Source organism: Acidithiobacillus sp. IBUN Pt1247-S3 (assembly GCF_041146875.1).
Classification (GTDB): Bacteria; Pseudomonadota; Gammaproteobacteria; order Acidithiobacillales; family Acidithiobacillaceae; genus Igneacidithiobacillus.
In genome coordinates, this window is sequence record NZ_JBFRXP010000017.1 from 1 (window position 1) to 24,495 (window position 24,495).

The 24,495-nt window shown below is 57.2% G+C and carries 23 protein-coding genes; 16 read left to right on the forward strand and 7 right to left on the reverse strand.

Features of this window, described 5'->3' with window-relative positions:
* Nucleotides 1-64 precede the first annotated feature (64 nt).
* The 5 genes from AB4090_RS11450 to AB4090_RS11470 all read left to right on the forward strand — a co-directional run bounded on the left by AB4090_RS11450 (nt 65) and on the right by AB4090_RS11470 (nt 7,270).
* Nucleotides 65-424: an outer membrane beta-barrel protein gene (locus AB4090_RS11450; protein WP_369574014.1), complete on the forward strand. Its 360-nt coding sequence runs from the start codon at nt 65-67 to the stop codon at nt 422-424.
* A gap of 105 nt (nt 425-529) precedes the next feature.
* Complete coding sequence (locus AB4090_RS11455) at nt 530-1,288, forward strand: peptidase (RefSeq protein WP_369574015.1); 759 nt, start codon at nt 530-532, stop codon at nt 1,286-1,288.
* 170 nt (nt 1,289-1,458) lie between these two features.
* Complete coding sequence (locus AB4090_RS11460) at nt 1,459-2,907, forward strand: circularly permuted type 2 ATP-grasp protein (protein ID WP_369574016.1); 1,449 nt, start codon at nt 1,459-1,461, stop codon at nt 2,905-2,907.
* Complete coding sequence (locus tag AB4090_RS11465; protein ID WP_369574017.1) at nt 2,907-3,899, forward strand: alpha-E domain-containing protein; 993 nt, start codon at nt 2,907-2,909, stop codon at nt 3,897-3,899. Before AB4090_RS11460 ends, AB4090_RS11465 begins: the two co-directional genes overlap by 1 nt.
* Nucleotides 3,896-7,270 carry a DUF2126 domain-containing protein gene (locus AB4090_RS11470; RefSeq protein ID WP_369574018.1) on the forward strand — a complete coding sequence of 1,125 codons (3,375 nt, stop codon included), beginning with the start codon at nt 3,896-3,898 and terminating at the stop codon, nt 7,268-7,270. Before AB4090_RS11465 ends, AB4090_RS11470 begins: the two co-directional genes overlap by 4 nt.
* A gap of 15 nt (nt 7,271-7,285) precedes the next feature.
* On the opposite strand, the gene AB4090_RS11475 is transcribed toward AB4090_RS11470, so the two are convergent.
* Entirely contained in the window at nt 7,286-8,281 is a 996-nt protein-coding gene (locus AB4090_RS11475) for a PDC sensor domain-containing protein (protein ID WP_369574019.1), read from the reverse strand.
* A 272-nt stretch (nt 8,282-8,553) separates the two neighbouring features.
* Here AB4090_RS11475 and glnL point away from each other — a divergent pair, with 272 nt between their 5' ends.
* Nucleotides 8,554-9,645 (forward strand): nitrogen regulation protein NR(II), encoded by a 1,092-nt coding sequence (glnL, locus tag AB4090_RS11480; protein WP_369574020.1) that lies wholly within the window; start codon nt 8,554-8,556, stop codon nt 9,643-9,645.
* Nucleotides 9,642-11,093, forward strand: coding sequence for a nitrogen regulation protein NR(I) (ntrC, locus tag AB4090_RS11485; RefSeq protein WP_369574021.1), 1,452 nt, complete (start codon nt 9,642-9,644; stop codon nt 11,091-11,093). The genes glnL and ntrC overlap by 4 nt, the downstream gene beginning before the upstream one ends.
* Before the next feature lie 59 nt (nt 11,094-11,152).
* Here ntrC and glnA read toward each other — a convergent pair whose 3' ends face one another.
* On the reverse strand, nt 11,153-12,568 hold the full coding sequence (glnA, locus tag AB4090_RS11490; protein ID WP_369574072.1) for a glutamate--ammonia ligase: 1,416 nt from the start codon (nt 12,566-12,568) through the stop codon (nt 11,153-11,155).
* 276 nt (nt 12,569-12,844) lie between these two features.
* Here glnA and AB4090_RS11495 point away from each other — a divergent pair, with 276 nt between their 5' ends.
* The 5 genes from AB4090_RS11495 to AB4090_RS11515 all read left to right on the forward strand — a co-directional run bounded on the left by AB4090_RS11495 (nt 12,845) and on the right by AB4090_RS11515 (nt 16,902).
* Nucleotides 12,845-14,047 (forward strand): porin, encoded by a 1,203-nt coding sequence (locus tag AB4090_RS11495; protein WP_369574022.1) that lies wholly within the window; start codon nt 12,845-12,847, stop codon nt 14,045-14,047.
* Between the two features lie 24 nt (nt 14,048-14,071).
* Nucleotides 14,072-14,410, forward strand: coding sequence for a P-II family nitrogen regulator (gene glnK, locus AB4090_RS11500; RefSeq protein WP_369574023.1), 339 nt, complete (start codon nt 14,072-14,074; stop codon nt 14,408-14,410).
* A gap of 51 nt (nt 14,411-14,461) precedes the next feature.
* Nucleotides 14,462-15,766, forward strand: a complete 1,305-nt coding sequence (gene amt, locus AB4090_RS11505; RefSeq protein WP_369574024.1) for an ammonium transporter — start codon at nt 14,462-14,464, stop codon at nt 15,764-15,766.
* A 75-nt stretch (nt 15,767-15,841) separates the two neighbouring features.
* Nucleotides 15,842-16,558 (forward strand): type 1 glutamine amidotransferase, encoded by a 717-nt coding sequence (locus tag AB4090_RS11510; protein ID WP_369574025.1) that lies wholly within the window; start codon nt 15,842-15,844, stop codon nt 16,556-16,558.
* Nucleotides 16,558-16,902 (forward strand): P-II family nitrogen regulator, encoded by a 345-nt coding sequence (locus tag AB4090_RS11515; protein ID WP_369574026.1) that lies wholly within the window; start codon nt 16,558-16,560, stop codon nt 16,900-16,902. Before AB4090_RS11510 ends, AB4090_RS11515 begins: the two co-directional genes overlap by 1 nt.
* 11 nt (nt 16,903-16,913) lie before the next feature.
* On the opposite strand, the gene AB4090_RS11520 is transcribed toward AB4090_RS11515, so the two are convergent.
* Nucleotides 16,914-18,281 carry an APC family permease gene (locus AB4090_RS11520; RefSeq protein ID WP_369574027.1) on the reverse strand — a complete coding sequence of 456 codons (1,368 nt, stop codon included), beginning with the start codon at nt 18,279-18,281 and terminating at the stop codon, nt 16,914-16,916.
* Nucleotides 18,282-18,288: 7 nt separating this feature from the next.
* The gene (pmbA, locus tag AB4090_RS11525; RefSeq protein WP_369574028.1) at nt 18,289-19,617 is read right to left on the reverse strand and encodes a metalloprotease PmbA; all 1,329 of its coding nucleotides are present in this window, start codon (nt 19,615-19,617) and stop codon (nt 18,289-18,291) included.
* 132 nt (nt 19,618-19,749) lie between these two features.
* Between pmbA and leuC the strand changes: the two genes are divergently transcribed.
* The 4 genes from leuC to AB4090_RS11545 are packed head-to-tail and all read left to right on the forward strand — an operon-like array spanning nt 19,750 to nt 22,231.
* Nucleotides 19,750-21,159, forward strand: coding sequence for a 3-isopropylmalate dehydratase large subunit (leuC, locus tag AB4090_RS11530; protein WP_369574029.1), 1,410 nt, complete (start codon nt 19,750-19,752; stop codon nt 21,157-21,159).
* On the forward strand, nt 21,156-21,305 hold the full coding sequence (locus AB4090_RS11535) for a hypothetical protein (RefSeq protein ID WP_369574030.1): 150 nt from the start codon (nt 21,156-21,158) through the stop codon (nt 21,303-21,305). Before leuC ends, AB4090_RS11535 begins: the two co-directional genes overlap by 4 nt.
* Before the next feature lies 1 nt (nt 21,306).
* Nucleotides 21,307-21,936: a 3-isopropylmalate dehydratase small subunit gene (gene leuD, locus AB4090_RS11540; RefSeq protein ID WP_369574031.1), complete on the forward strand. Its 630-nt coding sequence runs from the start codon at nt 21,307-21,309 to the stop codon at nt 21,934-21,936.
* On the forward strand, nt 21,929-22,231 hold the full coding sequence (locus AB4090_RS11545; protein WP_369574032.1) for a hypothetical protein: 303 nt from the start codon (nt 21,929-21,931) through the stop codon (nt 22,229-22,231). The genes leuD and AB4090_RS11545 overlap by 8 nt, the downstream gene beginning before the upstream one ends.
* Nucleotides 22,232-22,244: 13 nt before the next feature.
* Here AB4090_RS11545 and pdxH read toward each other — a convergent pair whose 3' ends face one another.
* The 3 genes from pdxH to AB4090_RS11560 are packed head-to-tail and all read right to left on the reverse strand — an operon-like array spanning nt 22,245 to nt 24,312.
* Nucleotides 22,245-22,892 (reverse strand): pyridoxamine 5'-phosphate oxidase, encoded by a 648-nt coding sequence (gene pdxH / locus AB4090_RS11550; RefSeq protein ID WP_369574033.1) that lies wholly within the window; start codon nt 22,890-22,892, stop codon nt 22,245-22,247.
* 12 nt (nt 22,893-22,904) lie between these two features.
* Complete coding sequence (gene rpiA / locus AB4090_RS11555) at nt 22,905-23,573, reverse strand: ribose-5-phosphate isomerase RpiA (protein ID WP_369574034.1); 669 nt, start codon at nt 23,571-23,573, stop codon at nt 22,905-22,907.
* The gene (locus AB4090_RS11560) at nt 23,563-24,312 is read right to left on the reverse strand and encodes a type 1 glutamine amidotransferase domain-containing protein (RefSeq protein WP_369574035.1); all 750 of its coding nucleotides are present in this window, start codon (nt 24,310-24,312) and stop codon (nt 23,563-23,565) included. Before AB4090_RS11560 ends, rpiA begins: the two co-directional genes overlap by 11 nt.
* Nucleotides 24,313-24,495: the final 183 nt, after the last annotated feature.

Here is a 24,495-nt window from a genome sequence, read left to right on the forward strand (position 1 = left end):
CACCACAGACGTTTTCGAAAATAGGCGCTGAAACCCCTATGAATGCTGGGGTGGCATTACGAATTTGACGATTTTTGCCGTTGAACTGTCGAACTCGGGAGGCACGAAGCGCACCAGCACCATGGGCGCGGCCGTGCTTGCCGACTATAGCTTCACCGATACCGTTTCCCTCGCTGGCCGGGTGGAGTACATCAGTAACTCGGGGAATATTGCTGACGGGGCTGCCAATCTAACCGGCTTTGGCGCGGGTTCGCACGCCTGGTCGCTCACGGTTACGCCGACCTATCAGAGCGGCGGTTTCTTTGCGCGCGCTGAGCTGGCTTATGTGGGGGCGAGTATGGCAGCAGATGCGGGTATTTTTGGGCGCAGCGGCCTGAATCAAAGTCAGGTCAGGGGGATGCTGGAAACCGGTTTCATGTTTTAATTTTTGGATGATTCTGCGATCGGCGCGTGGCGTTGGGCCTCGCGCCATTTTTTTGGGCTTCCCTGGCGGCGCTAACTACGCCAGAATGATCCTTCGCTACACCGCATGAAAAACGAGGAATTGAAGATGACCTATTGTTTGGCCATCCATGTCGAGGGTGGGTTGGTGTTTTGTTCCGATTCGCGGACCAATGCCGGCACAGACCATGTCAATACCTACTCCAAGATGCACGACTTCGCCAAGCCCGGGGAGCGCTACTTCTGCCTGCTTTCGGCAGGTAATCTGGCTACCACTCAAGTGGTCATGCAGCGACTGCGCCAGGATTTGGAGACCGCATCGGCACGTAGCTTGTGGACGGTAAAAACCCTCGCCGAGGCGGCGGATTATGTCGGTTGGGTAAACGCCGATACGCAGAGAGTGCAATCCAGCCGTGATACCGCCAACACCGTTTTTGAAGCGACTTTCATCCTCGGCGGGCAGATAGCTGGTGAGGCACCAGGAATTTATATGGTCTACCCGCAGGGTAATTATATTCACGAATCCGCGGAGCATCCTTTTTTGCAGATTGGGGAAATCAAATATGGGAAACCAATCCTCGACCGGGTAGTACAATCGGGCATCTCTTTAGAGATGGCCGCACGTTGTGCCCTGGTTTCTATGAATTCCACCATCCGCAGTAATTTGACGGTAGGACCACCCGTGGAGTTGGCGCTCTATCATAACGATGCAATGGAAAAAGGCGAATATCTGAGTTGCAGCGAGGATGACTGCCTATATAAAAGCATTGCCGACGGCTGGAGCGCAGGTTTGGCGCGTGCCTTGGATGAGTTGCCACACTTTCCCTGGGAAGATGCACCATTGTGATGCAAATCTGCTGGAGATAATGGCGTATATGCACCATTATTGTGCGGAAAATCGGGAGAATAGACCAAAAGTATACTGATGTAAGCGGCATGCCCCTTGCTAGTCTATAGCTAAGGGGTGCTGTACGACGGTACCCCACGACGGAGCAAGACCCGTAAGGGAGACAGGCGATGCAGAAGATACTCTATGAGTACCCAGAAGGAAGCTCATATGATGAGCTTTTGACAGCAGCGGGAAGGCCGCGTGCAGTGGCCCGCGCGGTGCTGGAGCATTTTGAAAGGCTCGGGCCCGAAGCCTTGCGTCAGCGTCAGGAAACGGCTGACACGGCCATCCGGGCTATGGGTATCACTTTTACGGTATATAGCGAGGCCGGTAATATTGATCGCTCCTGGCCCTTTGATATCGTGCCGCGCACCATGTCGGCGCGCGAGTGGAGCCATATCGAGGCCGGTTTACAGCAGCGCCTAAAAGCCCTCAACCATTTCATCGACGACATTTACAACGAGCAACGGGTTTTCGCGGATAATGTCTTCCCGCGGGAAATCTTGGAGGGTTCGCGTAACTTCCGCGCGGCCTGTCGCGGTGTGCATCCGCGCTTTGGCGCCTGGGCCAACATCTGCGGCACCGATTTGGTGCGTGACGCGGATGGCAAGATGTACGTGTTGGAAGATAACTTGCGTGTGCCCTCGGGGGTTTCTTACATGCTGGAAAACCGCGCGATTATGAAGCGGCTTTTCCCCGAGATATTCGCGATGTGCTCGATCCTGCCGGTAGATGATTACCCGGCACAGTTGGCAAGCATGCTCGGCGATCTCAGCCCGCGACCCAGCGACAAGCCGGTGATCGCAGTCCTTACCCCAGGTATTTACAATTCCGCCTACTTCGAGCACAGCTATCTGGCACAACAAATGGGTGCCTATCTGGCCGAGGGCACGGATTTTTTTGTCGATAGCGAAGACCGCGTGTTCTTGCGGACGATCTCTGGGTTGTTACAGGTGGATGTGATCTATCGCCGGGTGGACGATGACTTTCTCGACCCTGAGGTGTTTCGCGAAGACTCGGTCATTGGCATCTCTGGGCTCATGCGCGCTTGGAAGCGCGGCACGGTAGGCATTGCTAACGCCCCCGGAACTGGGGTTGCCGATGACAAGGTGGTCTACGCTTTTGTTCCAGATTTTATCCGCTATTACCTAAAAGAAGAGCCCATTTTGCCCAACGTACCGACCTACCTTTGCATGCGCGAAAAAGACCGGGAATATGTGCTTGCGCACCTCGACGAACTGGTGGTGAAGCCTGCCAATGAGTCAGGTGGCTACGGTATGCTCATCGGCCCCCGGGCAAGTGTAGAAGAGCGGCAGCGTTTTGCCGAGCGTATTCGCGAGGATCCGCGTAACTATATCGCCCAACCGACCCTCGCCCTGTCCACCGCCCCCACCTTGGTTGGAGATCATCTGGAGCCGCGTCATCTTGATATGCGCCCGTTCATCTTGCAGGCAAAGGACAGCTATGTGACCACCGGGGGGCTTACCCGCGTGGCCATGAATGCGGGCTCGTTGGTGGTGAATAGCTCTCAGGGTGGCGGCAGTAAAGATACCTGGATTGTCGAGGAGGATGACTGATGCTCTCGCGTGTTGCAGAAAACCTATATTGGATGGCCCGTTACCTGGAGCGGACCGAGGACCTGGGGCGCTTTATCAACTCAGCCACTATGTTGCTGCTCGATTTGCCTTTGGGTACGCGCTTTGGCTGGGATATTTTGTTGCAGATCACCGGCGAGGCAGAGCGCTTTCAACAGTATTATGGACAGCCAACGGAAAAGGCGATCATGCGCTTTTTGATCGCCGACAGTCGCAATCCTAGTTCCCTTCTGTCCTGTGTACATCAGGCGCGAGAAAATTGCCGCACCTTCCGTGACCTCTTACCCGGAGAGTTTTGGGAACGGATCAACTCCCTCTTTCTCTATGTGCAGGATGGTCTGGAAAAGGAGGATGTTGCGGAAGACCGGCGCGCGCGCCTCGATTTTCTCGAAAATGTCATCGCCCGTCGCCACGCCTTAGTCGGCTTGCTGGTGGGAAGCATGAGCCAGAATCCGGCCTACCAGTTCATCAAGTTGGGACGAAATCTGGAACGCGCAGACATGGGATCACGCATCATCGACGTCGTCAGTGCTGTGATTCCGCCGGAGGATCAGGGCTTGCGCAAGACCGTGTATCAGAGCCTTTGGGTGGGTGTGTTGCGCGCCATGAGTGCGCTGGAGATGTACCGCCAGCACGTGGGTGTGCAGATCCGTTCCGGGCGTGCGGTGGAGTTCTTGCTGCGCGATAGCAAATGCCCGCGCAGTGTACGGAGCTGCTTGGCAGACATGGAATTGGGCCTTGCTTACCTGCCCAACGCCGGTATTCCCGCCGAAGCCTTGCGCCGTACGCGCCGCCGTCTCGATCAGTTGCAGCTCAAGGAGCTAACGCCAGCGGTGTTGCATGAGTATCTGGATCAGGTGCAGAAGGATCTGGGGGTGTTGCATCGCAGCATCGAAAATGCCTATTTCCGCGTACGTGAGGAGAGGGACCCGTATCCGCATCCATCGTCGCAGCGCATCGCACTGCAGGCTTGAGCGGGGAATCTATGGCCATTCAGGTAGCGCTGTCGCATGTCACCGAGTACCGTTTTGACCGTCTAGTCGGAATGGCCCCCCACATCGTTCGGCTGCGGCCAGCGCCGCATTGTCGCACGCCCATTGTTGCCTACTCCCTGAACATTGAGCCGGAGCTGCACTTCATCAACTGGCAGCAGGACCCGTTCGGCAACTATCTGGCGCGCCTGATGTTCCCTGAGCCAACGCGAAACTTTCGCGTGGCGGTAGAGCTCATCGCCGAATTGGTAGCCATTGATCCCTTCGATTTCTTTTTGGAGGAAGCGGCAGAGGATTATCCCTTCCAGTACGATGCTGAGACACGGAGTTCTTTGCGCCCCTACCTCGAGTGCGAAACCGCCGGACCACTATTGCAGGATTGGCTCGCGGGAGTTTCGCGCAACCGGCACCGCACGATTGATTTTTTGGTCGACCTGAATCAGCGCTTGCAGAAGGATATTGGCTACCGCATCCGCATGGAACCCGGAATTCAGGCCTGCGAAAAAACCCTGGGTCTCGCCTCGGGTTCCTGCCGCGATAGCGCTTGGTTGCTGGTGCAGATCCTGCGTCATCTGGGCTTTGCCGCGCGCTTTGTTTCCGGCTACCTGGTGCAGTTAGTGGCAGACGAAAAGCCCATCAAGGGGCCATCGGGGCCAAGCGCCGACTTTACCGACTTGCATGCCTGGGCCGAAGTCTATTTGCCGGGAGGTGGCTGGGTGGGGCTCGATCCCACATCTGGCCTCTTTGCCGGAGAGGGCCATATTCCCCTGGCCTGCACCCCCAAACCCAGCGATGCGGCGCCCATCAGTGGCGCCATCGATCCTTGCGAGGTGGAGTTTTCCTTCAGTAATGACGTGCGGCGCATTCACGAGGACCCGCGGGTAACCTTACCCTACGATGAGTCGACCTGGGCAGACATTGTTGCTATGGGGCATAAGGTAGACGCTGATTTGCAGCGTTTGGATGTGCGCCTCACCCAGGGCGGCGAGCCCACCTTTGTTGCCGTCGATGACATGGATGCGCCAGAGTGGAACACCGAAGCCTTGGGAAGAGAAAAGCGCGCACGTGCCGAACAACTGCTGCGCCGCCTGGCGACCCAGTTTGCGCCTGGGGCGCTCTTTCATACGGGACAGGGAAAGTGGTATCCCGGTGAGCCGTTGCCCCGTTGGGCTTTGAGTTGTTATTGGCGGATCGATGGCGTACCCATCTGGCGCCAGCCGCAGTTGCAGTGGCAACCGGGCGCTGTGCCTGCCGCTGTCCCCGCAGATGCCGAACGTTTTGCCAGCATTCTCACGCAGCGTTTGGGTTTGCCTGCAGATTGCTTGAGCCCAGCCTATGAAGACCCCCTCTACCATCTCTGGCGCGAGGCGCAGCAGCCCACCGATGTCGATTGGTTGCAAGTGGAGGGTCTTGACGATCCCGCCGCGCGCAGCGAACTGGCTATCGCCCTTTCCCGCGGTTTACGCGCGCCGGCGGGCTTTGTCTTGCCGCTCTCCTGGGATTGGCGGCAAGGTACTTGGCACAGCGCACCCTGGGTGTTTCGTCGTGGTGCGTTATTTTTGCTGCCGGGCAACTCTCCGCTCGGTTTGCGCCTTCCTTTGGCGGGTCTGCCCTGGAGTGCCGAACAAGAAATTCAGCCCGAACCGGATCCCTTTGCGGAGCGTCCGCCTTTGGCTCCCGATATTCATGGCGAGGTTGAGGCGCGTTATTCCACTTGGACGCAAATCCAGTCACCGCAGCCGCCACCTGCGGATTTGCAAGTGCCAAACAGGGATTGGGTGAAAGTACCGCATACCGCCTTGGCAATCGAATGGCGCGAAGGTGGGCTGAATGTGTTTCTGCCACCCCTCCAGGTACTTGAACATTACCTCGATCTGGTGGCCGCCATCGAGGGCACCGCGGCTGAGTTGGGCGTACCGCTGCGTATCGAGGGATACCCGCCGCCCAAAGACGCGCGTTTGCGCAGCTTTGCCGTCACCCCCGATCCCGGCGTTATCGAGGTCAATATCCACCCTTCGGCGAGCTGGGATGAACTGCAGGACAAGACCGTGCGCCTCTTTGCCGAAGCACGGCAGTGTCGTCTGGGTGCGGAAAAATTCATGCTCGATGGCCGCCATACGGGCACGGGTGGTGGCAACCACATGACCCTGGGCGCGGCAAGGGCGGAGGATAGCCCATTTCTGCGTCGCCCCGATCTCTTGGGTTCCATGCTGCGCTACTGGCAGAACCATCCAGCGCTTTCTTATTTCTTTAGCGGCCTCTTTATTGGTCCGACCTCACAAGCGCCGCGGGTGGATGAGGGGCGTGATACTGCGCTCTACGAATTGGAGATCGCCCTGGCGCAACTGCCGCAAGGGGAGAGCCAAGCACCCTGGCGGGTCGATCGTCTGCTGCGCAATTTCCTCGTCGATCTCACCGGCAACACCCACCGCGCCGAGTTCTGTATCGATAAATTGTACTCCCCGGATTCCGCTAGTGGACGCTTGGGTCTGCTGGAGTTGCGCGCCTTCGAAATGCCGCCGCATCCGCGCATGGCTTTGCTGCAGAGCCTCTTGGTACGTGCGCTGGTGGCGCGCTTCTGGCAAACGCCCTATCTGGGGCGTTTGCAGCGCTGGGGAACGGGTCTCTACGATCGTTGGATGCTGCCGCATTATCTGTGGGAGGATCTGCGCGAGGTCTGTGAGGAACTGCAGGAGTTTTCCTATCCTCTGGCTCTGGATTGGTTTGCGCCGTTTCTGGAGTTTCGTTTTCCGGTTCTTGGACGAGTGCGCATTCGCGACGTGGAAATCGAGCTGCGTATGGCCTTGGAGCCCTGGCCGGTACTGGGGGAAGAGGCGACCGGGCAGGGCACGGCGCGTTTTGTCGATGCCTCACTGGAGCGCCTACAGCTGCGGGTGACGGGGATGCTTAGCGAGCGCTATGTGCTCGTTTGTAATGGTCGACGGGTGCCGCTGCGCAGCACCGGTACACAAGGCGAGGCAGTCGCTGGGGTGCGCTATCGTGCTTGGCAGCCAGTGTCGGCTTTGCATCCAGAACTTCCCACCCATGTGCCTTTGGTCTTTGACCTCATTGATACCTGGAATGGCCGCTCTATTGGTGGCTGTACCTATCACGTCTCACATCCCGGTGGGCGCAATTCTGAACGCTTTCCGGTCAATGCTTATGAGGCTGAAGGGCGCCGCATCGTGCGTTTCGAGCCCATGGGCTTCACCCAAGGCCCCCTGCTGCCGCCACCGGAACGCGGTGGTCTACGGGAGTTCTATCCCTATGGAAATCCGTTGGGGCCAATGCAGCCTCCCTCAGAAGGGCCGAACCCCGAGTATCCCTGCACCCTGGATATGCGTCGCCTCTAAGTAGAGGTGCCGCTCTCAGGGGTCGGGCGGCAGCTCCGTATCCTTCTCTGGTGAATTCAGTAGCGGAGCAGCTGCGGCAAGGTTTTGCCGGCGCTGCTCCAGGAGTATTCCCTCGGCGCGCGCCCCCAGATAGACATAGACCCCGAGAGCGGCAAGCAAGGTGGCGGTGGCGAGCAGTAGTAGCACAGCCAACCACAGTTCCTGCGGATGATCGAGGGCAAATTTAAAGACCAACATCAGCCCTTCGATGGAAACGGCAATGGCGATGGCGGCAACGAAGCGCGTTAGTGTGCGCCGCGTGGTGCTATGACGGCGCACATCCTTGCGTAGCAGAACCTCTTCTTCGACGATGGTCTTGGCGAGGTCAAAAACGGCCAAGGCCAGGGTGAATAGAATCGTTGCCTGGAAAGGTGCGGTGAAATCGCTCAGGGGGTTTTGCCAATGCCAGAGCCCCCGTAGTGCGACAAAGCCATGCAAACCCAAAGATGCACTGACGAGCAGCAATCCGCACGAAAAGAGTGCATAGAATGCCTTGAAAAAGGGCTCGAAGCTGCGCCGCGTATCGTCTTCCTGTAGCAGTGAGAGTGCACGATCAAGCTCGCTGTCGCCAACCAGTATGCCCAATAACCCCCCACTACCGTCGTAAACAGGGATGGCGACCGTGATACAAAGGCGGTTGGTAGCCAGAGACAGATAGGGTTCGGTAATGATGGATCCACTGGCGCTAAGCGCTAGGCGGTAGTACGGGCGGTGGCTGCGGTCGATGCCATCGCCACTGCGGGCGGCGCGTAGACGTCGGCAGGCGACATTGTCGCCGCGTTGAATGCCCTTGGCATCAAGAAGATAGAGCAGGTCGAGAAAGGAGTGGCGATGGATGAGATGCGCCAGCGTATGTCTTTGCTCGGCTGGGGACTGATGAAAGAGTTGTGGGCTGGCGATGCTTTCCACGGCTCCAGCTAGGAGCATGCGCAGCTCGCGCTGCGACTCGTGGAACTGTTCAAAGCGATTCATGGCTTGGACCTCCACGGACGGACTCAAGTAGAGCAAGCAAGGGTCGCGCCGCTACCTGGCACGGTAACTGCTAGATACAGAGCGATCATAGTCATGGTCACTCCTCCTCGAATGTCTCGGCGGCTTAGGCCGCCTTTTTTATTGGCCGGTCTGCCTTGGGCATCCGCTTTGCACTATACTGGTGCGGTGTTTGCCCCGGAATACGCAAAAATAGATATTTTTATTGGCATAGGCTTTGCACCATTCCGGCAAAGAGGAAATGGGAAATACTCGTGATTCCAATCAAACGTTCGAAAAAGAAACTCGCAGCCCCAGAGCCATTGGCCATCCTGGATGGACTTGATGCTGCAGTTGTGCTCTTGTCCGTAGGAAATGAGATCGAGTACCTCAATTCCAGCGCGGAAAATTTACTGCGAGTAAGTAGCAGTGTTTCTGTGGGGAAAGATCTGAAGTCTTTCTGTGCCACTCTGGAAGGAGAGAGCCTAGAAAATATTTTGAACGACGCGCGTCGTGCAGGCACGGTGGTTAGCCGTCATGCCTTGCCTCTGCGGGTGGCGGATGGTGGTCGGGTAGTGGTGGACCTACTTTGCAATGGGTTGAGCACGAGTAGGAGCTGGGTACTAGAGTTACGGCCGGTAGAGGCATCGCTGCGACGGGCGGAAGAAGAGATGCAAGACAAGGTCTTCGAGGCGGCGCAAGAAATGCTCGCTGGCCTGGCTCATGAAATCAAAAATCCTTTGGGTGGTTTGCGTGGCGCAGCGCAGCTCCTGGAGCGGGAATTGCCAACGCCGGAGTTGCAAGAGTACACCCGCATTATCCTGCATGAGGTGGATCGCCTGCGGCGCTTGGTCGACCGGCTACGGGGGGATAAGACCCAGCCACAGAGGCGAATGGTGAACATCCACGAGGTATTGGAGCATGTGCGCCGCTTGCTGCAAGTCAATTTACCGACCGGGGTCGCCCTGCGTTTCGATTATGACCTCTCAATCCCAGAATTTGAGGCGGACCCCGAGCAGTTGGTGCAAGTGTTTCTCAACCTCTTGCGCAATGCCCGCCAGGCCTTGGCCGGGCAAGGCATGATTCTGATCCGCACACGGGTAGAGCGCTTCGTTAACCTGCAACAGCATCTCTATCGCTTGGTGTTGCGCGTGGACATTAGCGATGACGGCCCAGGGATTTCCGAAGATCTGTTGCCACGCATTTTTTTGCCTTTAGTTACCAGCCGAGCAGAGGGAATGGGAATGGGGCTCGCGATTGTGCAAAATCTCGTGCGTGCTCACGGCGGAACAGTACATTGTCGTTCTCTGCCTGGAGATACCGAATTTTCGGTACGTCTACCGTTGTCTGATGGGAGATTTGCATGAATTCCGCTGTGTGGGTCATCGATGATGATCCTTCTATCCGTTGGGTTTTGGAAAAGGCCCTGCAAAAAGCAGAGATCCCCGTCCGCAGTTTTGCCGATGCCGACCTAGCCCTACGGGCAATGGGGCGGGAGCGTCCGGGCGCAGTGGTCAGCGACCTGCGTATGCCGGGTCTTGATGGATTGAGCTTTTTGCGCGAGATCCAACAGCGTCACCCGCAGTTGCCGGTCATCATCATTACCGCCCATTCTGATTTGGAAAATGCAGTAGCGGCATTTCAGGGTGGGGCATTTGAGTATCTCGCCAAGCCCTTTGACATTGATGACGCAGTGTCTTTGGTGCAACGCGCTCTTACAGTTGAGGGCAACCAAGCCTCGGAAGAGGAGACCGGTTTTGATCGTCGGGATACCGAAATCATTGGTGAGTCGCCAGCGATGCAAGAGGTCTATCGTGCCATCGGGCGCCTCTCCCGTTCCAGCATCAATGTGTTGATCTTGGGTGAATCGGGATCTGGCAAAGAACTGGTTGCCCGTGCGCTGCACCGCCATAGCCCCCGAGCCAATGGGCCCTTTGTGGCCATCAACACTGCAGCCATTCCTGCTGAGCTACTCGAATCTGAGTTGTTTGGCCATGAAAAAGGCGCCTTTACCGGGGCGGTCCAGACACGCAAAGGTCGCTTTGAACAAGCGGCGGGCGGTACCCTGTTTTTGGATGAGATCGGTGATATGCCGGCGGCGCTGCAAACCCGTCTGTTGCGCGTGCTTTCCGATGGCAGCTACTACCGCGTGGGTGGGCACGCATCGATCCGCTCCGACGTGCGGATTCTCGCGGCAACACACCAAGATCTGCAGGCCAAGGTGCGTGATGGTAGTTTCCGCGAAGATCTCTACCATCGCCTAAACGTTATCTCTGTGCACATCCCGCCACTACGCGAGCGTCGTTCTGACATTCCCCGTTTGGCACGCTATTTTCTGCATCGCGCAGCGGAAAGTTTGGGCGTGGAAGTGAAAATACTGAGCCCAGAGGCGGAAGCGCGGATGGCAGGGTGGTCGTGGCCTGGAAATGTGCGGCAGCTGGAAAATAGTTGCCGGTGGATTAGCGTGATGGCGCCCAGCCAGCGCGTGGAACTGGGCGACCTGCCACCAGAATTGTTGCCTCCGGGAGGCGTGAGCGAAGACAATGACGGCAGCATTGCATCCGGATTCATTGGGCAGGGAGACGGGGAGGTGCAACTTTCTGGCGATTGGCGCACGTTGCTGCACAAAGAGGCTGAGGCGCGCCTACTGAGTGGGGACAATGCCGTGCTCGATGCCCTCTTGCCCGATTTTGAACGCGTTTTATTGCAAGCAGCGTTGGATGCCAGCCGCGGCCACAAACAACTGGCGGCGGAACGTTTGGGCTGGGGGCGTAATACCATTGCCCGAAAGATGCGTTCCCTCGGCATGGAGTAATTGCAGATAAAAAAGCCCGGGCGAACCCGGGCCAATGACGACGGAGGGTAAAACACGGATCAGAGGCTGTAGTACATCTGGTATTCGACCGGGTGGGTGGTGACGCGCAGGGCCTGGACCTCGGCCCACTTTACTTCCAGATAGCCTTCCAGCCAGTCGGGGGTAAAGACGCCGCCCTTCAGCAAGAACTCATGGTCGGCTTCCAGCGCCCGCAGGGCCTCTTCCAGGGAGGCCGCCACGCCGGGGATCTTTTCCTGCTCTTCGGCGGGCAGATCATAGAGGTTCTTATCCATGGCATCGCCGGGATGAATCTTGTTCTGGATGCCATCCAGACCCGCCATCATCATCGCCGCAAAGGCCAGATAAGGGTTGGCGGTGGAATCTGGGAAACGCACCTCGATACGCCGCGCCTTGGGATTGCTCACATAGGGGATGCGAATGGAGGCAGAGCGGTTCTTTGCCGAGTACGCCAGCAGCACCGGTGCTTCAAAGTGCGGCACTAAGCGCTTGTAGCTGTTGGTGCTGGGGTTGGTGAGGGCGTTGATGGCCTTGGCGTGCTTGATGATGCCGCCAATGTAATAGATCGCCAGCTCCGACAGGCCGCCATAGGCATCGCCAGTAAAGAGGTTCTTGCCGTCCTTGCCCAGGGACTGATGCACGTGCATACCACTGCCGTTGTCGCCCACGATCGGCTTGGGCATGAAGGTGGCGGTCTGCCCATAGGCGGCGGCGACATTGTGGATGACGTACTTGAGGATCTGCACCTCGTCGGCCTTGCGGGTGAGGGTGCTGAAACCGACTCCAATCTCGTGCTGACCAGCAGTGGCGACTTCGTGATGGTGCACCTCTACCGTCAGGCCCATCTCTTCCAGGGCTAAGCACATGGCCGAGCGCAGGTCTTGCGCAGAATCTACGGGAGGAACCGGGAAATAGCCGCCCTTGACGCCGGGGCGGTGGCCCATGTTGCCGGATTCGTATTCCTTGCCGGAGTTCCAGGCCGCCTCTTCGGCATCGACCTTGTAGCCACAGCCGCTCATGTCGATGTGCCAGGTAACGGAGTCAAAGACGAAAAACTCATTCTCGGGACCGAAGTAGGCGGTATCGGCAATGCCGGTGCTCTGCAAATAGGCCTCAGCGCGCTTGGCCACCGAGCGCGGATCGCGCTCATAGCCCTGGCCGGTGGCCGGCTCGATCACGTCACAGCGGATAATGAGGGTGACTTCGTCGGTAAAGGGGTCGAGCACTGCGGACTCTGCTTCGGGCAGAAGGATCATGTCGGACTCGTTAATGCCCTTCCAGCCAGTGATGGAGGAACCATCAAACATCTTGCCTTCGACAAAGGTCTTTTCTTCGATGGTATGGGACGGCACCGAGACGTGCTGTTCCTTGCCCTTGGTGTCCGTAAAACGAAAATCAATGAACTTTACATCCTTGTCGGTGATGAGTTGTAAAACTTCTGCTGGGGTCATGCCCATCTGTATGCACTCCTCGGTTCTGTGAAAACTCATCGAAGTAGCAAGCAGGTTATGTGCCATCATCATCTGCGGCAAATAATGGAGATTGCTCTTTGTTTGTGCACTAACGTGGTGCATTGCGAAATATATCCGCACTAAAAAAGTGCATAAAATGCGGACACTGGTTTTTTATTTTGCGTAACATTTTATAACCATTGGATTATATGTTATTTTTTTAGTGGCACGGATTCTGCAGGAGGACATTCGCTTTTTTACCACCCACTGAGGACAACCGCGATGAAGAAAAAGCTTTTGGCAGTCACCGCTTCTGTTTTGAACGTTCTCGCTAGCAGATTGACTATACCAATCCTGCCGGTAGCAATTTTATCTGCATTGGCGCTGGTATCGGATATCGCCCATGCGGCGCCGCTACCGATGCCAGCGATGGCCGGTCCGCTTGGTTCTCCGTCACCCTTTCAGTTCGATGCCGGCCCCCTGGGGAAACTGGACATCACCGGGGTGATGAGCGGCATGGGCGTCTGGCAAGACAATCCGGTTCCTGGCGATCGATTCACGCACGCCGATATTAGTAACGGCCAGATCTTCATCCAGAAAACGCACGGACTGATTCAGTTTTTTCTCCAGGCCGGTGCCTACAACATGCCAGCATTAGGGACGCCCTTTCTTTCCACAGGAAACACGACCAGCGACTACTATGGTGCCTTGCCGCAAGCCTATCTGAAGATCGCGCCTACCAAGAATTTCTCGGTCCTGATCGGCAAACTCCCCACTCTGATTGGTGCGGAATACACCTTTACCTTCGAAAACATGAACATCGAACGCGGCTTGTTATGGAACCAGGAAAACGCCGTCAATCGCGGAATCCAAGTCAACTACAGCGCGGGGCCGCTGAGCGCATCTCTCGCATGGAGTGATGGATTCTATTCCAACCGCTTTAACTGGCTTTCCGGCGATCTATCCTACGCCATCAACTCCGCCAACACCGTGAGCTTCGTGGGCATGGGTAACGCGGGACAGACGGATTATTCCACACTTGCGACACCGTTATATCAAAATAATAGTGATATCTACAACCTGATTTACACCTATAGTTGCGGCCCATGGATGATTCAGCCCTACCTCCAGTACACCCAAGTGCCTGCCAACCCCGCTATCGGCGTGGAACACAGCACGGGGACCAGGGGCGCAGCTCTCTTGGCGAGTTATGCCTTCACCCCTCACGTTACCCTGGCCGCCCGGGCCGAGTACATTGCCAGCACCGGCAATGCCAGCGATGGCGCGGTTAATCTGATGTATGGGCCTGGTAGTAATGCCTGGTCCATCACATTGACGCCCACCTACCAAGATCACGATTTCTTCGCTCGTGCCGAGTTTTCCTATGTGCAGGCAACTAATTACACTCAGGGTGATGTCTTTGGCCCGCAGGGAAACAATCCTGCACAGGCTCGCGCACTATTCGAAACCGGCTTTCTTTTCTGATGGCAATCGCAAGGGAGTAGAGGTATGAAACTCGTTACGGCAATCATCAAGCCGTTCAAACTGGATGACGTTCGAGAGGCGCTCTCGGAAGTCGGTATTCAGGGGCTAACGGTGACGGAAGTAAAAGGGTTTGGGCGGCAAAAAGGCCACACCGAGTTGTATCGTGGTGCCGAGTATGTGGTGGATTTTCTGCCCAAGGTAAAAATCGAGACAGTGATCAAGGATGAATTTCTCGATATCGCCATCGAAGCTATCTCCAAAGGCGCGAAAACTGGGAAAATTGGCGATGGCAAGATTTTTGTTTCCGAAATTACGCAGGCCATTCGTATTCGCACGGGAGAGAGTGGCGACGAGGCCCTATAATTCCCTCTGAAAACGCATTACTTCAAGACACCGTTACAAAGGAGAAGTTTTATGTCTGTGTCCTGGTTAAATACCGGCGACAACGCATGGCAGCTTACCGCTGCAACCATCGTTGGCATGCAAAGTGTCCCCGGTCTAGTCGTCCTCTATGGCGGCATCGTCAAAAAGAAATGGGCCATCAATTCGGCATTTATGGCATTCTACGCCTTCGCGGCGGTTCTCATCGCCTGGGTTCTCTGGGCCTACAACATGGGTTTTGGGCACGAATGGTTCCCCTTTGTCGGGGTGCCACATCCGACTATCAGTATGGAGGCGGAGCTGACCCAAGCAGTGTTACCAACGTCAAATACTACAGCGAATTTCCCCATGGCGACCATGGTGTATTTCCAGTTTGTATTCGCGGCGATTACCCTGGTCATTATGGCGGGAGCCTTTCTTGGGCGTATGAGCTTCAAGGCATGGATGCTTTTTGTGCCGTTGTGGCTGACCTTCTCCTATACGATAGGGGCGTTCAGTCTCTGGGGCGGCGGTTTCCTCTCTACTTTGGGTGTTATCGACTACTCCGGTGGTTATGTGATCCATCTCTCGGCGGGCATCGCGGGCTTCGTTGGTGCTGCCGTCATCGGGCCGCGTTTGGCACGGGATCGGGAGAATTTTCAGCCCAACAACGTTCTCTTGTTGCTGGTGGGCGCTGGCCTGCTGTGGTTAGGGTGGAACGGTTTTAACGGCGGCGATCCGTACGCTGCCAGTCGGGATGCCGGTGCTGCGGTGCTCAACACGAACATCACCACGGCAGTGAGTGTCATTGTCTGGACGATGATGGATATCTTCTACTTTAAGAAGCCCTCTGTAATTGGCGCGGTACAGGGCATGATCACGGGGTTAGTGGCCATTACTCCGGCAGCAGGTGTGGTGGATGGCTATGGCGCAATCGCCATCGGTATTGCGTCTGGTATTATTCCCTGGATCAGCATGAACCTAGTTGGTAAGACGGCGCTGTTCCGCAAGGTGGATGATACCCTAGGGGTATTCCATACTCACGCGGTGGCCGGTGTACTGGGTGGCATCATGACTGGTCTGTTGGCCACCAAGGCGGGATGCGTGGCCTATGGACTCTCTAATCCTGGTGGTGCAATCGCAGGGAACTGGAATCAGGTTTGGTTGCAGGTGATTGGTGCGGCCTTCATTATTGGGCTGAACATTGTTGTCACCTTTATTTTGCTGAAACTAATCAGCCTCGTGACACCTCTACGCATGAGTGAGGAAATGCTGATGATCGGCGATGACGCGGTTCACGGTGAGGAGGCTTACGCTTTCTACGGTGAAGGTGAGCGCCATCCGGTACTGGGCGACTAACGGTACGTGTAGTCGGTAGACCCACGCAGCGGCGGCCCTTGGGCCGCCGTTTGCATTCTGGTAGGAGAGGTTTCCATGGCGACAATTTTGGTACTGCAACACCACCCAGATGAAGGGCTGGGTAGTCTGGCGCCGCTACTGACGGGGCATGGCTATAATTTTGACCTGCGCGAGCTAGACCGGGGCGATCCCGTGCCCACTAGCCTTGCACGCTATGCTGCCCTGATTCTCATGGGCGGGCCCATGAGCGTGCAAGACGAAGCAGAATACCCGTATTTGCACGCAGAGAAGAGTCTGATTCGTATGGCTGCCGATGATAGCTGCCCCATTTTGGGGCACTGCCTGGGAGCGCAGCTCATCAACGTGGCATTGGGGGGAACAGTAGCGCGCAATCCTTCCGGACAAGAACTCGGTTGGTGGCCTGTCGCTTTGACGACAGAGGGCGCTACCTACTGGCCTGCAGTGAATAGCGAATTGCTGCTCTTTCATTGGCACGGTGAACATTGCGCGACCCTCCCGCAGGACGCACGCGTGCTGGCGTATAATGCCGCGACGCCGGTACAAGGCTTTGCGCTGGGTGATAAAATTCTTGCGCTGCAGGCGCATCCTGAGGTGACTGCAGCGCAGATACAGCGGTGGATTGATGGCAATGCCGCCGATTTGGCGCAAGGTGGTGAATATATTCAACCGGTCGCAAAAATGCTGGGAGATCTTGATGACAACTGTGTGGGACTTGCCGCCGCCGCTGCGTTGTACCGTCCTTGGCTAGAACAGGTAGAGAGAAGAAGGTGATGTCCAGCGAAACATCCTGGGTGCGGGTCACCGCAATCGTCCGCCCGCAGCGTATGGACGCTGTGTGTGACAGTCTCGCGGAACTCGGCGTGGGCGGGGTTACCGTCAGCGATGTCGATGGTGTTGGTCAACAACTGGGTTACTCCACCTTGCACAGTGGCGCATGGTATCAGTCCCGCAGTCATCCCAAGGTTCAGATTGAAACCATCGTAGAAGCGAAAGATGCAGAGCGCGTGGTCTCATTGATTACCGCAAAGGCCGCGACGGGCGAAATGGGCGATGGCAAGATCTGGCTCGAGTCGGTATTGGGGATCGTGTCGATCCGCGCGGAAGAGGAAGCGTAAATACTGCGACGTTATAGTTGGTCGCTAACGATGGCTTGCAGCCGTGCTGGTTGAAAGCGTGCCCAATAGAATCCCCACGTGCTGGTTGCCAGGACCATCAGCAAAAACACAATGACCGTTGCTCCGATGCTTCCGCCCGGGAACGGCACTACCGTCCCATAAAACACCGCACCAAGTAAGGGCAGGCTGATCAAGGTAATCAGCAGACTAACCCAGCGCAGTGCAACACCACTACGAAAGAGATAGCGCAGCGCTGCCAGATTGCTCAGCCCGTACAGCAGCACAAAGCCTAACGCTGTAAAGGTGCCGAAAATATCGATCAGATCCAGCACTGAAGCATGGGTTAGCCAGAACAGCAGAATGCTGGCTAAAACCAGAGCCCCAAGAACCTGTAATGCGCGAATAGGGGTTCCATAGCGCACATGCCGCTGCGCCAGCGCCTGCGGCAACACCCGATGCCCAGCCATACTCAGGAGGATGCGCGAGATGCTGTTGAAGGTGGCAATACTCGCCGAGAACGCCGCCGTGGCCATCGCCAGATCCACCATAACGCCCAGCCAGGGTTCGCCCATGGCCGCAGCTATGGCGTTTAGCGGGGTCGAGGCGTTCCCCAGGGATTGTCCCAGCGCATGAAAGGCAAGGGTTTCTGTGTATGCGAGAAAGACAAAAAAGATCGCCACCAGAATCACCGCCCAACGCATGATGCCTGGGATGGCACGCGGCTGTTCTGCTTCCGCCGCCAGATTTCCCGCGGTCTCAAAGCCGCCGTAGGCGAGTAGAGACAAGACCAGGGCACTGAGTAGGGAGGGGGTGTGCAGGCCAGAGAAATGCCACTGTTGCGGGTCGCTAATGCCAAAATGGGCGAGAGTGAGAACAGCAATGAGCAGAATACAGGCCAGCGAAAACCACTCCACCCAGAGCCCCCAGCGCGCCGAAATTTCCACCCCGCGACGCGCTAAAGAAAACGCAATCGCCAGGGTCGCGAGCGCCAGCGGATCAAGTAGATCGGGTGCTGTAGGCCACAGGGTATGTAGCGCAGTGTTGGCGAAAAGGCCGCAGAGTAGCGGGGCACCAAGCAAGGCCCCGCCATAGCCAAGGATCATGGTAAAACCAGCAACCAAACCGGCGACGGGGTGCAATGCCTTCGCTAGATAAAAAAACAACGATCCTGGCGAGGGAAAATGCCGCGCCAATATGCCGAGCTGGATGGCTACCAACCACATGACCAACCCTACCAGGGCATAGGCCAGCCAAGTGAAGGCCCCGCCGTGGGCGGCGACTAGGACAATGGTCACCGCGGGCATGGCCGAGGGCGTGATGTTGGCTACCGCATGCCCCCAGACCTCGCGGGTACTGACCCGTCGCGACGACTCGACCATGCAACGGTCAGCTGCCAGCGATGGTCATCTTGTTGATGAGGATGGAAGGGCTGCCGGTGCCGCCATGAATCAGTAAATCGCTGCCGATGGCGCTGAAGCCCTGGAACATCTCGCGCAGGTTTCCGGCAATGGTGATTTCTTCCACTGGATACTGGATCTCACCATTTTCCACCCAAAAACCGGCAGCACCGCGCGAATAATCGCCAGTCACCCCATTTACGCCAAAGCCGATTAGCTCCGTCACAAACAGTCCGCGACCCATCCGCCGCAACAGGGCCTGTAAATCTTCACTGCCGGGCGCAAGGGTGAGGTTGTGCGCACCACCCGCGTTTCCCGTACTCTGCAGCCCGAGCTTGCGGGCGCTGTAGACGTCAAGCAGGTAGGACTGCAAGACGCCATCCTGGATCAACTCGCGGTTGTGGGTGGTCACGCCATCGCCATCAAAACTGGCACTGGCAAGCCCACGCCGGCGCAGGGGTTCTTCATAGATGCGCACATGCGCAGGGAAGATCGTCTGACCCAGACTGTCTTGCAGAAAGCTCGCCTTGCGATAAAGACTGCCACCACTGATGGCCTGCACGAAATGCCCGAGCAAACTGGATGCCACCTGATTTTCAAAAAGCACCGGCACGCTGCAAGTGCTGATTTTGCGTGCTCCCAAACGACGCAGGGTGCGTTCGGCACAGATTCGGCCAATTTCCTCCGGGCTGGCGAGATCCTCGTGGCGACGGGCAACGTCGTACCAATAATCCCGCTGCATGCCCTGTTCATCCTCGGCAATCACCGAGCAGGAGAGGCTGTGGCGTGCGCCTTGACTGCGCCCAAGAAAGCCCAGACTGTTGGCGTAGACGCTTACTCCTTCGCCGGTGCTGATGCTCGCCCCTTCCGAGTTCTTGATGCGTGCGTCGGCGCTGCGTGCCACCTCCTCGCATTGGCGCGCGAGATCGGCGGCTGCGTCGGGATTGATGTCCCAGGGATGATAGAGATCGAGATCGGGAAAATCCTTGGCAAGAAGCTCAGTATCCGCCAGACCTGAAAAGGAATCGGGCGCAGTATGACGGGCAATATTTATGGCTGCGTCTACTGTCTCGCTTAGAGCCTCCGTGGAAAAGTCGGAGCTGGAAGCAGAGCCCCTCCGCTCCCCCAGATACACGGTAACACCAACGCTCTTGTCGCGATGGTATTCCACCGACTCCACCTCGCCCAGGCGCACCGTCAGCGAAAGACCCTTACCTGTACTTACCCCCGCTTCTGCGGCGCTGGCCCCGCGGGCCTTGGCGATCTCCAGACAACGTAGCGCAATGTTATTAAGTTCCTGCGATTCGCTGCTGCTCATAGACCGTCCTTTTGATTAGTGTCCAATTCGCTCATAGTAAACGCTGAGAGCGCTGCGGGGAATGGCGCGCCTTTCCGCCGCGAGGCAAATCGGCGTAGTATTAACGCATTCCGAGAGACAAGGCAGTGTGTTATGGCAGGACAAACCCTCTACGACAAACTTTGGGAGCAACACCGCATCCTCAGTGAGGAGGATAGCCGCACGTTACTCTACATCGACCGGCAGCTACTGCACGAAGTAACCAGTCCGCAGGCCTTTTCGGGCTTGCGTGCGGCAGGGCGTAAGCTGTGGCGGGTAGATGCGAACATCGCGACGGCAGATCATAATGTCCCCACCACCGATCGCGCTGCCGGTATTGTCGACGCAACCTCGCGCCTGCAAGTCGATACTCTCGATCGCAACTGTGCGGAATTTGGTGTGGAAGAGTACGGCATGCTTGATCAGCGGCAGGGCATCGTCCATGTGATTGCCCCGGAGCAGGGGCTGACCCTTCCTGGCATGACCGTAGTCTGCGGCGATTCGCACACCGCCACCCATGGCGCCTTGGGCGCCTTGGCCTTTGGTATTGGCACTACCGAGGTTGAGCATGTGCTGGCCACGCAATGTCTTTGGGCACGCAAGTCCAAAAATATGCGCGTCTGGGTGGATGGCACACTGCCGCGCGGGGTGACGGCCAAGGACCTCGTCCTCGCCATCATTGGGCAAATTGGCACCGCTGGTGGCACTGGTCATGCCATCGAGTTTGCGGGTCCGGGTATCGAGGCGTTGAGTGTGGAAGGGCGCATGACCGTCTGTAATATGGCTATCGAGGCCGGTGCACGTTCGGGGATGGTAGCCCCCGATGCCGAGACCTTTGCCTACCTGAAAGGCCGCCCCTACGCGCCAGCAGGCGCCTTGTGGGACCGTGCACTCGCGTTTTGGCACACCTTGCACAGCGACAGTGACGCGAAATTCGATCGGGAACTGCGCATCGACGCCAGTCAAATCCTGCCGCAAGTGAGCTGGGGTACGAGCCCGGAGATGGTGCTGCCTATCGACGCGCAGATTCCCGATCCAGTTGCCGCGCCTGATCCCGTGCGCCAGGAGGCGTGGAGCCGCGCTCTCGACTACATGGGTCTGCGTCCAGGCACCGCAATTGCCGATATCTCCGTCGATAAAGTCTTTATTGGTTCGTGTACGAATGCACGGATTGAAGACCTGCGCGCCGCCGCCGAAATTGTGCGTGGCAAGCAGAAGGCCGACTCCGTAAAAGCGGTTTTAGTGGTGCCCGGCTCAGGTCTGGTCAAGTCCCAGGCGGAGGCCGAAGGATTGGATCAGATTTTCTTGCGGGCGGGTTTCGAATGGCGCGAGCCCGGCTGCTCGATGTGCCTGGCGATGAATGCCGACCGCTTAGAGCCGGGTGAGCGTTGTGCTGCCACCTCTAATCGCAACTTCGAGGGCCGTCAGGGTGCGGGCGGTCGTACGCACTTGGTCAGTCCGGCCATGGCGGCAGCGGCGGCTATCGCCGGTCATTTTGTCGACGTGCGGCAGTGGGACGCGTGAATACCCGTCTTTTCATATTACGGATTGCGCTGCTGGTCTTCAGTTGCGGTCTGACGGAGCTGGGCGCTGTTGCCGCCAACCGTGCCGCCGCCAATGAAATGGCGGCGGTCGAATATGTTGTTCTCAAGCGTTTGGAGAAGTCCTGAGATGCAAGCCTTTACCATGGTCGACTCGTCCGTGATCCCTCTGGACCGCGCTAACGTCGATACTGATGCCATTATCCCCAAGCAATTCCTCAAAACCATCGAGCGGCAGGGGCTGGGGAAATTCCTGTTCTTTGATTGGCGTTATCGCAATGGCGAACAGGGTGATCCTAATCCCGATTTCGTGCTCAATGAGCCGCACTTGCAGGGGGCGCAGGTCTTGCTCGCGCAACAGAACTTTGGCTGTGGTTCGAGCCGCGAACATGCCCCCTGGGCACTCGCGGACTATGGCATCCGCGCCGTCATTGCACCGAGCTTTGCCGACATCTTCGCCAACAACTGTGTGCAGAACGGCATTCTGTTGATTACCTTGCCGCAGGCACAGATTGATGCCCTCTTTGCCGCGACACAAACAGCGCCGTTACAGGTTCACGTCGACCTTGCTGCGCAAGAGCTGAAGACGGCGGATGGCCAGCGCTATTCCTTCGAGATTACTCCGGGCGTCAAGCATAAGCTTCTGAATGGCCTCGATGATATCCAGATGACTCTCGCCCATGCCGATGCCATTCGTGATTATGAGGCCGAACGCCGCCGCCAGATGCCCTGGCTATTTCGCGAGGTAAAGCATGGTTGAGCAGGAAGAATCAGGATTGCCAGCACTTACGCCGCATGCCTGTGTGATTGAGGGGCAGACGCGGCGCGGTAAGCCCTGCCGGATCGTAGATAACACAGGTCAGGTTGCCGAAAGCGAGTTACGCATTTTGTTGGACGAGCTTATTGAGCAAGACCAGTTTCAGCCTCTGGGTTTGAGTATGGCGGGCGGCAACTCTATCCAGGTTGGCGCTCCGCAGACTGCCCATGTGCAGCTTGGCGATGATCTCTATCGGCTGATTGTGCTTGACTACGAGGCACGCATCGAGGGTTTCTAGGCTCGTCCGCCCATCAGGGCATCAGACGGGCAATGCGCCAGCTGTCTCCATCAGGTGTGTAGACAAAGCGATCATGCAGGCGATTGCTCCGCCCCTGCCAGAACTCGAAGCGCTGGGGTGCCAGCCGATAACCGCGCCAGGCCGGATTGCGGGGCACGTCGCCATTGGGGTAGTGAGCTTTGAGCTCCGCCACCCGCGCTTCCAAGCTGACTCGGTCGGCGATCTCCAGGCTCTGTTCCGATGCGGCCGCAGCCAGGCGGCTACCTAGCGGCCGTTGCCGGAAATAACTTTCGGCGTCCTCTTCCGGCAGCAGCGCGACCGTGCCCGCTAGCCGCAATTGCCGATCGAGTTCCGGCCAATAAAAGACGATGGCAGCGTGCGGATTGGCCGCCAATTCCTGCCCCTTCTGGCTGCGATTGTCGGTGTACCAACAGACGCCCCGTACATCGAAGTGCTTAAGTAGCACATAGCGCACGCTAGGTACGCCGTTGCTATCGGCGGTGGCCAAGGCCATTGCCGTCGGATCAAAATTACCCGCGCTTTCCGCCTCCTGCAGCCACCGTTGCATCTGCACCCAGGGATCGGGGTTAAGTTCTGCCCGCGCCAAGGTGCCCGCGCGAAAGTCGCGGCGGGTTGCACGATGGTCAATTTCCCCCTCCATGCCTGTATGCGCCTATTGCGATGTGCTGCTGCGGCGAATGACGCCCTCGGGGCTACCCAGCAACACCACATCGGCGTGGCGCAAGGCAAAGATACCGTTGTCCAGCACTCCTGGAATGCTGTTGATCTTGCTCTCCATGGCTACGGGGTCAGTCAGGTTGAGGCCGACAACATCGAGGATCACATTGCCATTATCGCTGGTGAAGCCGCTGCGCAGGCTGGGGTTGCCGCCCAGTTTGACCAACTGCCGGGCAACAAAGCTGCGGGCGAAGGGCAGGACCTCTACCGGCAAGGGAAAGCTGCCCAGTTTGCTGTGATCTTTTGAGTTGTCGGCAATACAGATAAAGCGCCGTGCCGCCGAGGCAACAATTTTTTCGCGCGTCAGGGCGCCACCGCCACCCTTGATGAGGCGAAAGTGCGGATCGATTTCATCGGCGCCATCCACATATACCGGGATGTCGCCAGTATCATTCAAATCAAGGACACGCAGTCCCAGTGACTTGAGACGCTCGGCGGTTCCCAGGCTGGAAGGCACATAGCCGTCTACGGAAATCTTGGCCCGACCGAGAGCATCGATAAAATGATTGCTGGTGGAACCCGTGCCAACACCCACAACCATACCCGGCTGAATGTAATCCAAGGCGGCTTCGGCAGCCATGCGCTTCAGTGCATCAACGTCCATGTTTACTTCCTCTATAGCGACGATTTTCCTCCAGACGTTGCAAAAACGCCTGCGCTAGAGGCAGAGCAGAGGCAGGATTCTGGCCGCTAAACAGGTTGCGGTCCTGGACCACCTGCGCTTGCCAAGGCGCTCCAGCCGTGATCTGAAAACCATTGTCTCGCAGGCGCTCCGCCAAGTGATACGGCCAGCGCCCTGCGAGACTGGTCTGCTCTTCCTCAAACTTCTGAAAGCAGCTTACCTGAAAGCCTGCAAAAGGGCGATCCTGCCTGCTGCTGGGGCGGGCGAGGAGGGCGGCGGCGCCATGACAGAGAGAGGCGACGGGGATGTTTTGTTTGTGACAGTGTTGGAGAAAAGTGCCAACCGTCACTGATTCGGGAAAATCCGTCAGCGGTCCGTTGCCGCCGGGAATGAAGACGCCTCGTAACGCCGGCAGCAAGGGCAAAACGCTGGCGACGGAGACGGTGTTGTCGAGCGGCAGCAGGGCCGACTCCTGTTCCAAATAGTGCTGTTTGTTGATGTCACCCTGTAGATTTTCCAGGAGTAGGCTCTGCGGGTCGATTTGCGCACCTGCGCCATCCGGGGTGAGAAAGAGGATTGGCCAGCCGGCATTGCGGAAAGTTTGCCAGGGTGTCAGCAGTTCCTCGGCCCAGGCTCCGGCAGCGATGGAGTCGCCATTGCGCAGATGGAGGGACTTTGCGCTGCTGAGGAGGAAGGCGATGAAGGGTTGGCTCGGTAGCATGTGATGATGATAGCAGAATGTTTGCGGCAATAAAAAAATAAAATTGTATTTTTATTATCGTGCTATCGCTGAAAATATAAATATTATTGTAAGGTTAGAGTATATTTCGCAGTCTCTTCTTCTGACCGCGCAGCTGTTCTCTGATAAATATGGGAAAAGTAATATTAGAAAAATCTAAAATAA

What these genes read in the sequence shown, in the direction of transcription:
- pmbA (WP_369574028.1), bottom strand. Translation starts at nt 19,617, where the DNA reads ATGAGCAGCAGCGAATCGCAGGAACTTAATAACATTGCGCTACGTTGT.
- AB4090_RS11515 (WP_369574026.1), top strand. Translation starts at nt 16,558, where the DNA reads ATGTCCAGCGAAACATCCTGGGTGCGGGTCACCGCAATCGTCCGCCCG.
- leuC (WP_369574029.1), top strand. Translation starts at nt 19,750, where the DNA reads ATGGCAGGACAAACCCTCTACGACAAACTTTGGGAGCAACACCGCATC.
- leuD (WP_369574031.1), top strand. Translation starts at nt 21,307, where the DNA reads ATGCAAGCCTTTACCATGGTCGACTCGTCCGTGATCCCTCTGGACCGC.
- glnK (WP_369574023.1), top strand. Translation starts at nt 14,072, where the DNA reads ATGAAACTCGTTACGGCAATCATCAAGCCGTTCAAACTGGATGACGTT.
- AB4090_RS11465 (WP_369574017.1), top strand. Translation starts at nt 2,907, where the DNA reads ATGCTCTCGCGTGTTGCAGAAAACCTATATTGGATGGCCCGTTACCTG.
- rpiA (WP_369574034.1), bottom strand. Translation starts at nt 23,573, where the DNA reads ATGGACGTTGATGCACTGAAGCGCATGGCTGCCGAAGCCGCCTTGGAT.
- ntrC (WP_369574021.1), top strand. Translation starts at nt 9,642, where the DNA reads ATGAATTCCGCTGTGTGGGTCATCGATGATGATCCTTCTATCCGTTGG.
- AB4090_RS11455 (WP_369574015.1), top strand. Translation starts at nt 530, where the DNA reads ATGAAAAACGAGGAATTGAAGATGACCTATTGTTTGGCCATCCATGTC.
- AB4090_RS11560 (WP_369574035.1), bottom strand. Translation starts at nt 24,312, where the DNA reads ATGCTACCGAGCCAACCCTTCATCGCCTTCCTCCTCAGCAGCGCAAAG.
- AB4090_RS11475 (WP_369574019.1), bottom strand. Translation starts at nt 8,281, where the DNA reads ATGAATCGCTTTGAACAGTTCCACGAGTCGCAGCGCGAGCTGCGCATG.
- AB4090_RS11460 (WP_369574016.1), top strand. Translation starts at nt 1,459, where the DNA reads ATGCAGAAGATACTCTATGAGTACCCAGAAGGAAGCTCATATGATGAG.
- glnA (WP_369574072.1), bottom strand. Translation starts at nt 12,568, where the DNA reads ATGGGCATGACCCCAGCAGAAGTTTTACAACTCATCACCGACAAGGAT.
- AB4090_RS11510 (WP_369574025.1), top strand. Translation starts at nt 15,842, where the DNA reads ATGGCGACAATTTTGGTACTGCAACACCACCCAGATGAAGGGCTGGGT.
- amt (WP_369574024.1), top strand. Translation starts at nt 14,462, where the DNA reads ATGTCTGTGTCCTGGTTAAATACCGGCGACAACGCATGGCAGCTTACC.
- pdxH (WP_369574033.1), bottom strand. Translation starts at nt 22,892, where the DNA reads ATGGAGGGGGAAATTGACCATCGTGCAACCCGCCGCGACTTTCGCGCG.
- AB4090_RS11545 (WP_369574032.1), top strand. Translation starts at nt 21,929, where the DNA reads ATGGTTGAGCAGGAAGAATCAGGATTGCCAGCACTTACGCCGCATGCC.
- AB4090_RS11495 (WP_369574022.1), top strand. Translation starts at nt 12,845, where the DNA reads ATGAAGAAAAAGCTTTTGGCAGTCACCGCTTCTGTTTTGAACGTTCTC.
- AB4090_RS11520 (WP_369574027.1), bottom strand. Translation starts at nt 18,281, where the DNA reads ATGGTCGAGTCGTCGCGACGGGTCAGTACCCGCGAGGTCTGGGGGCAT.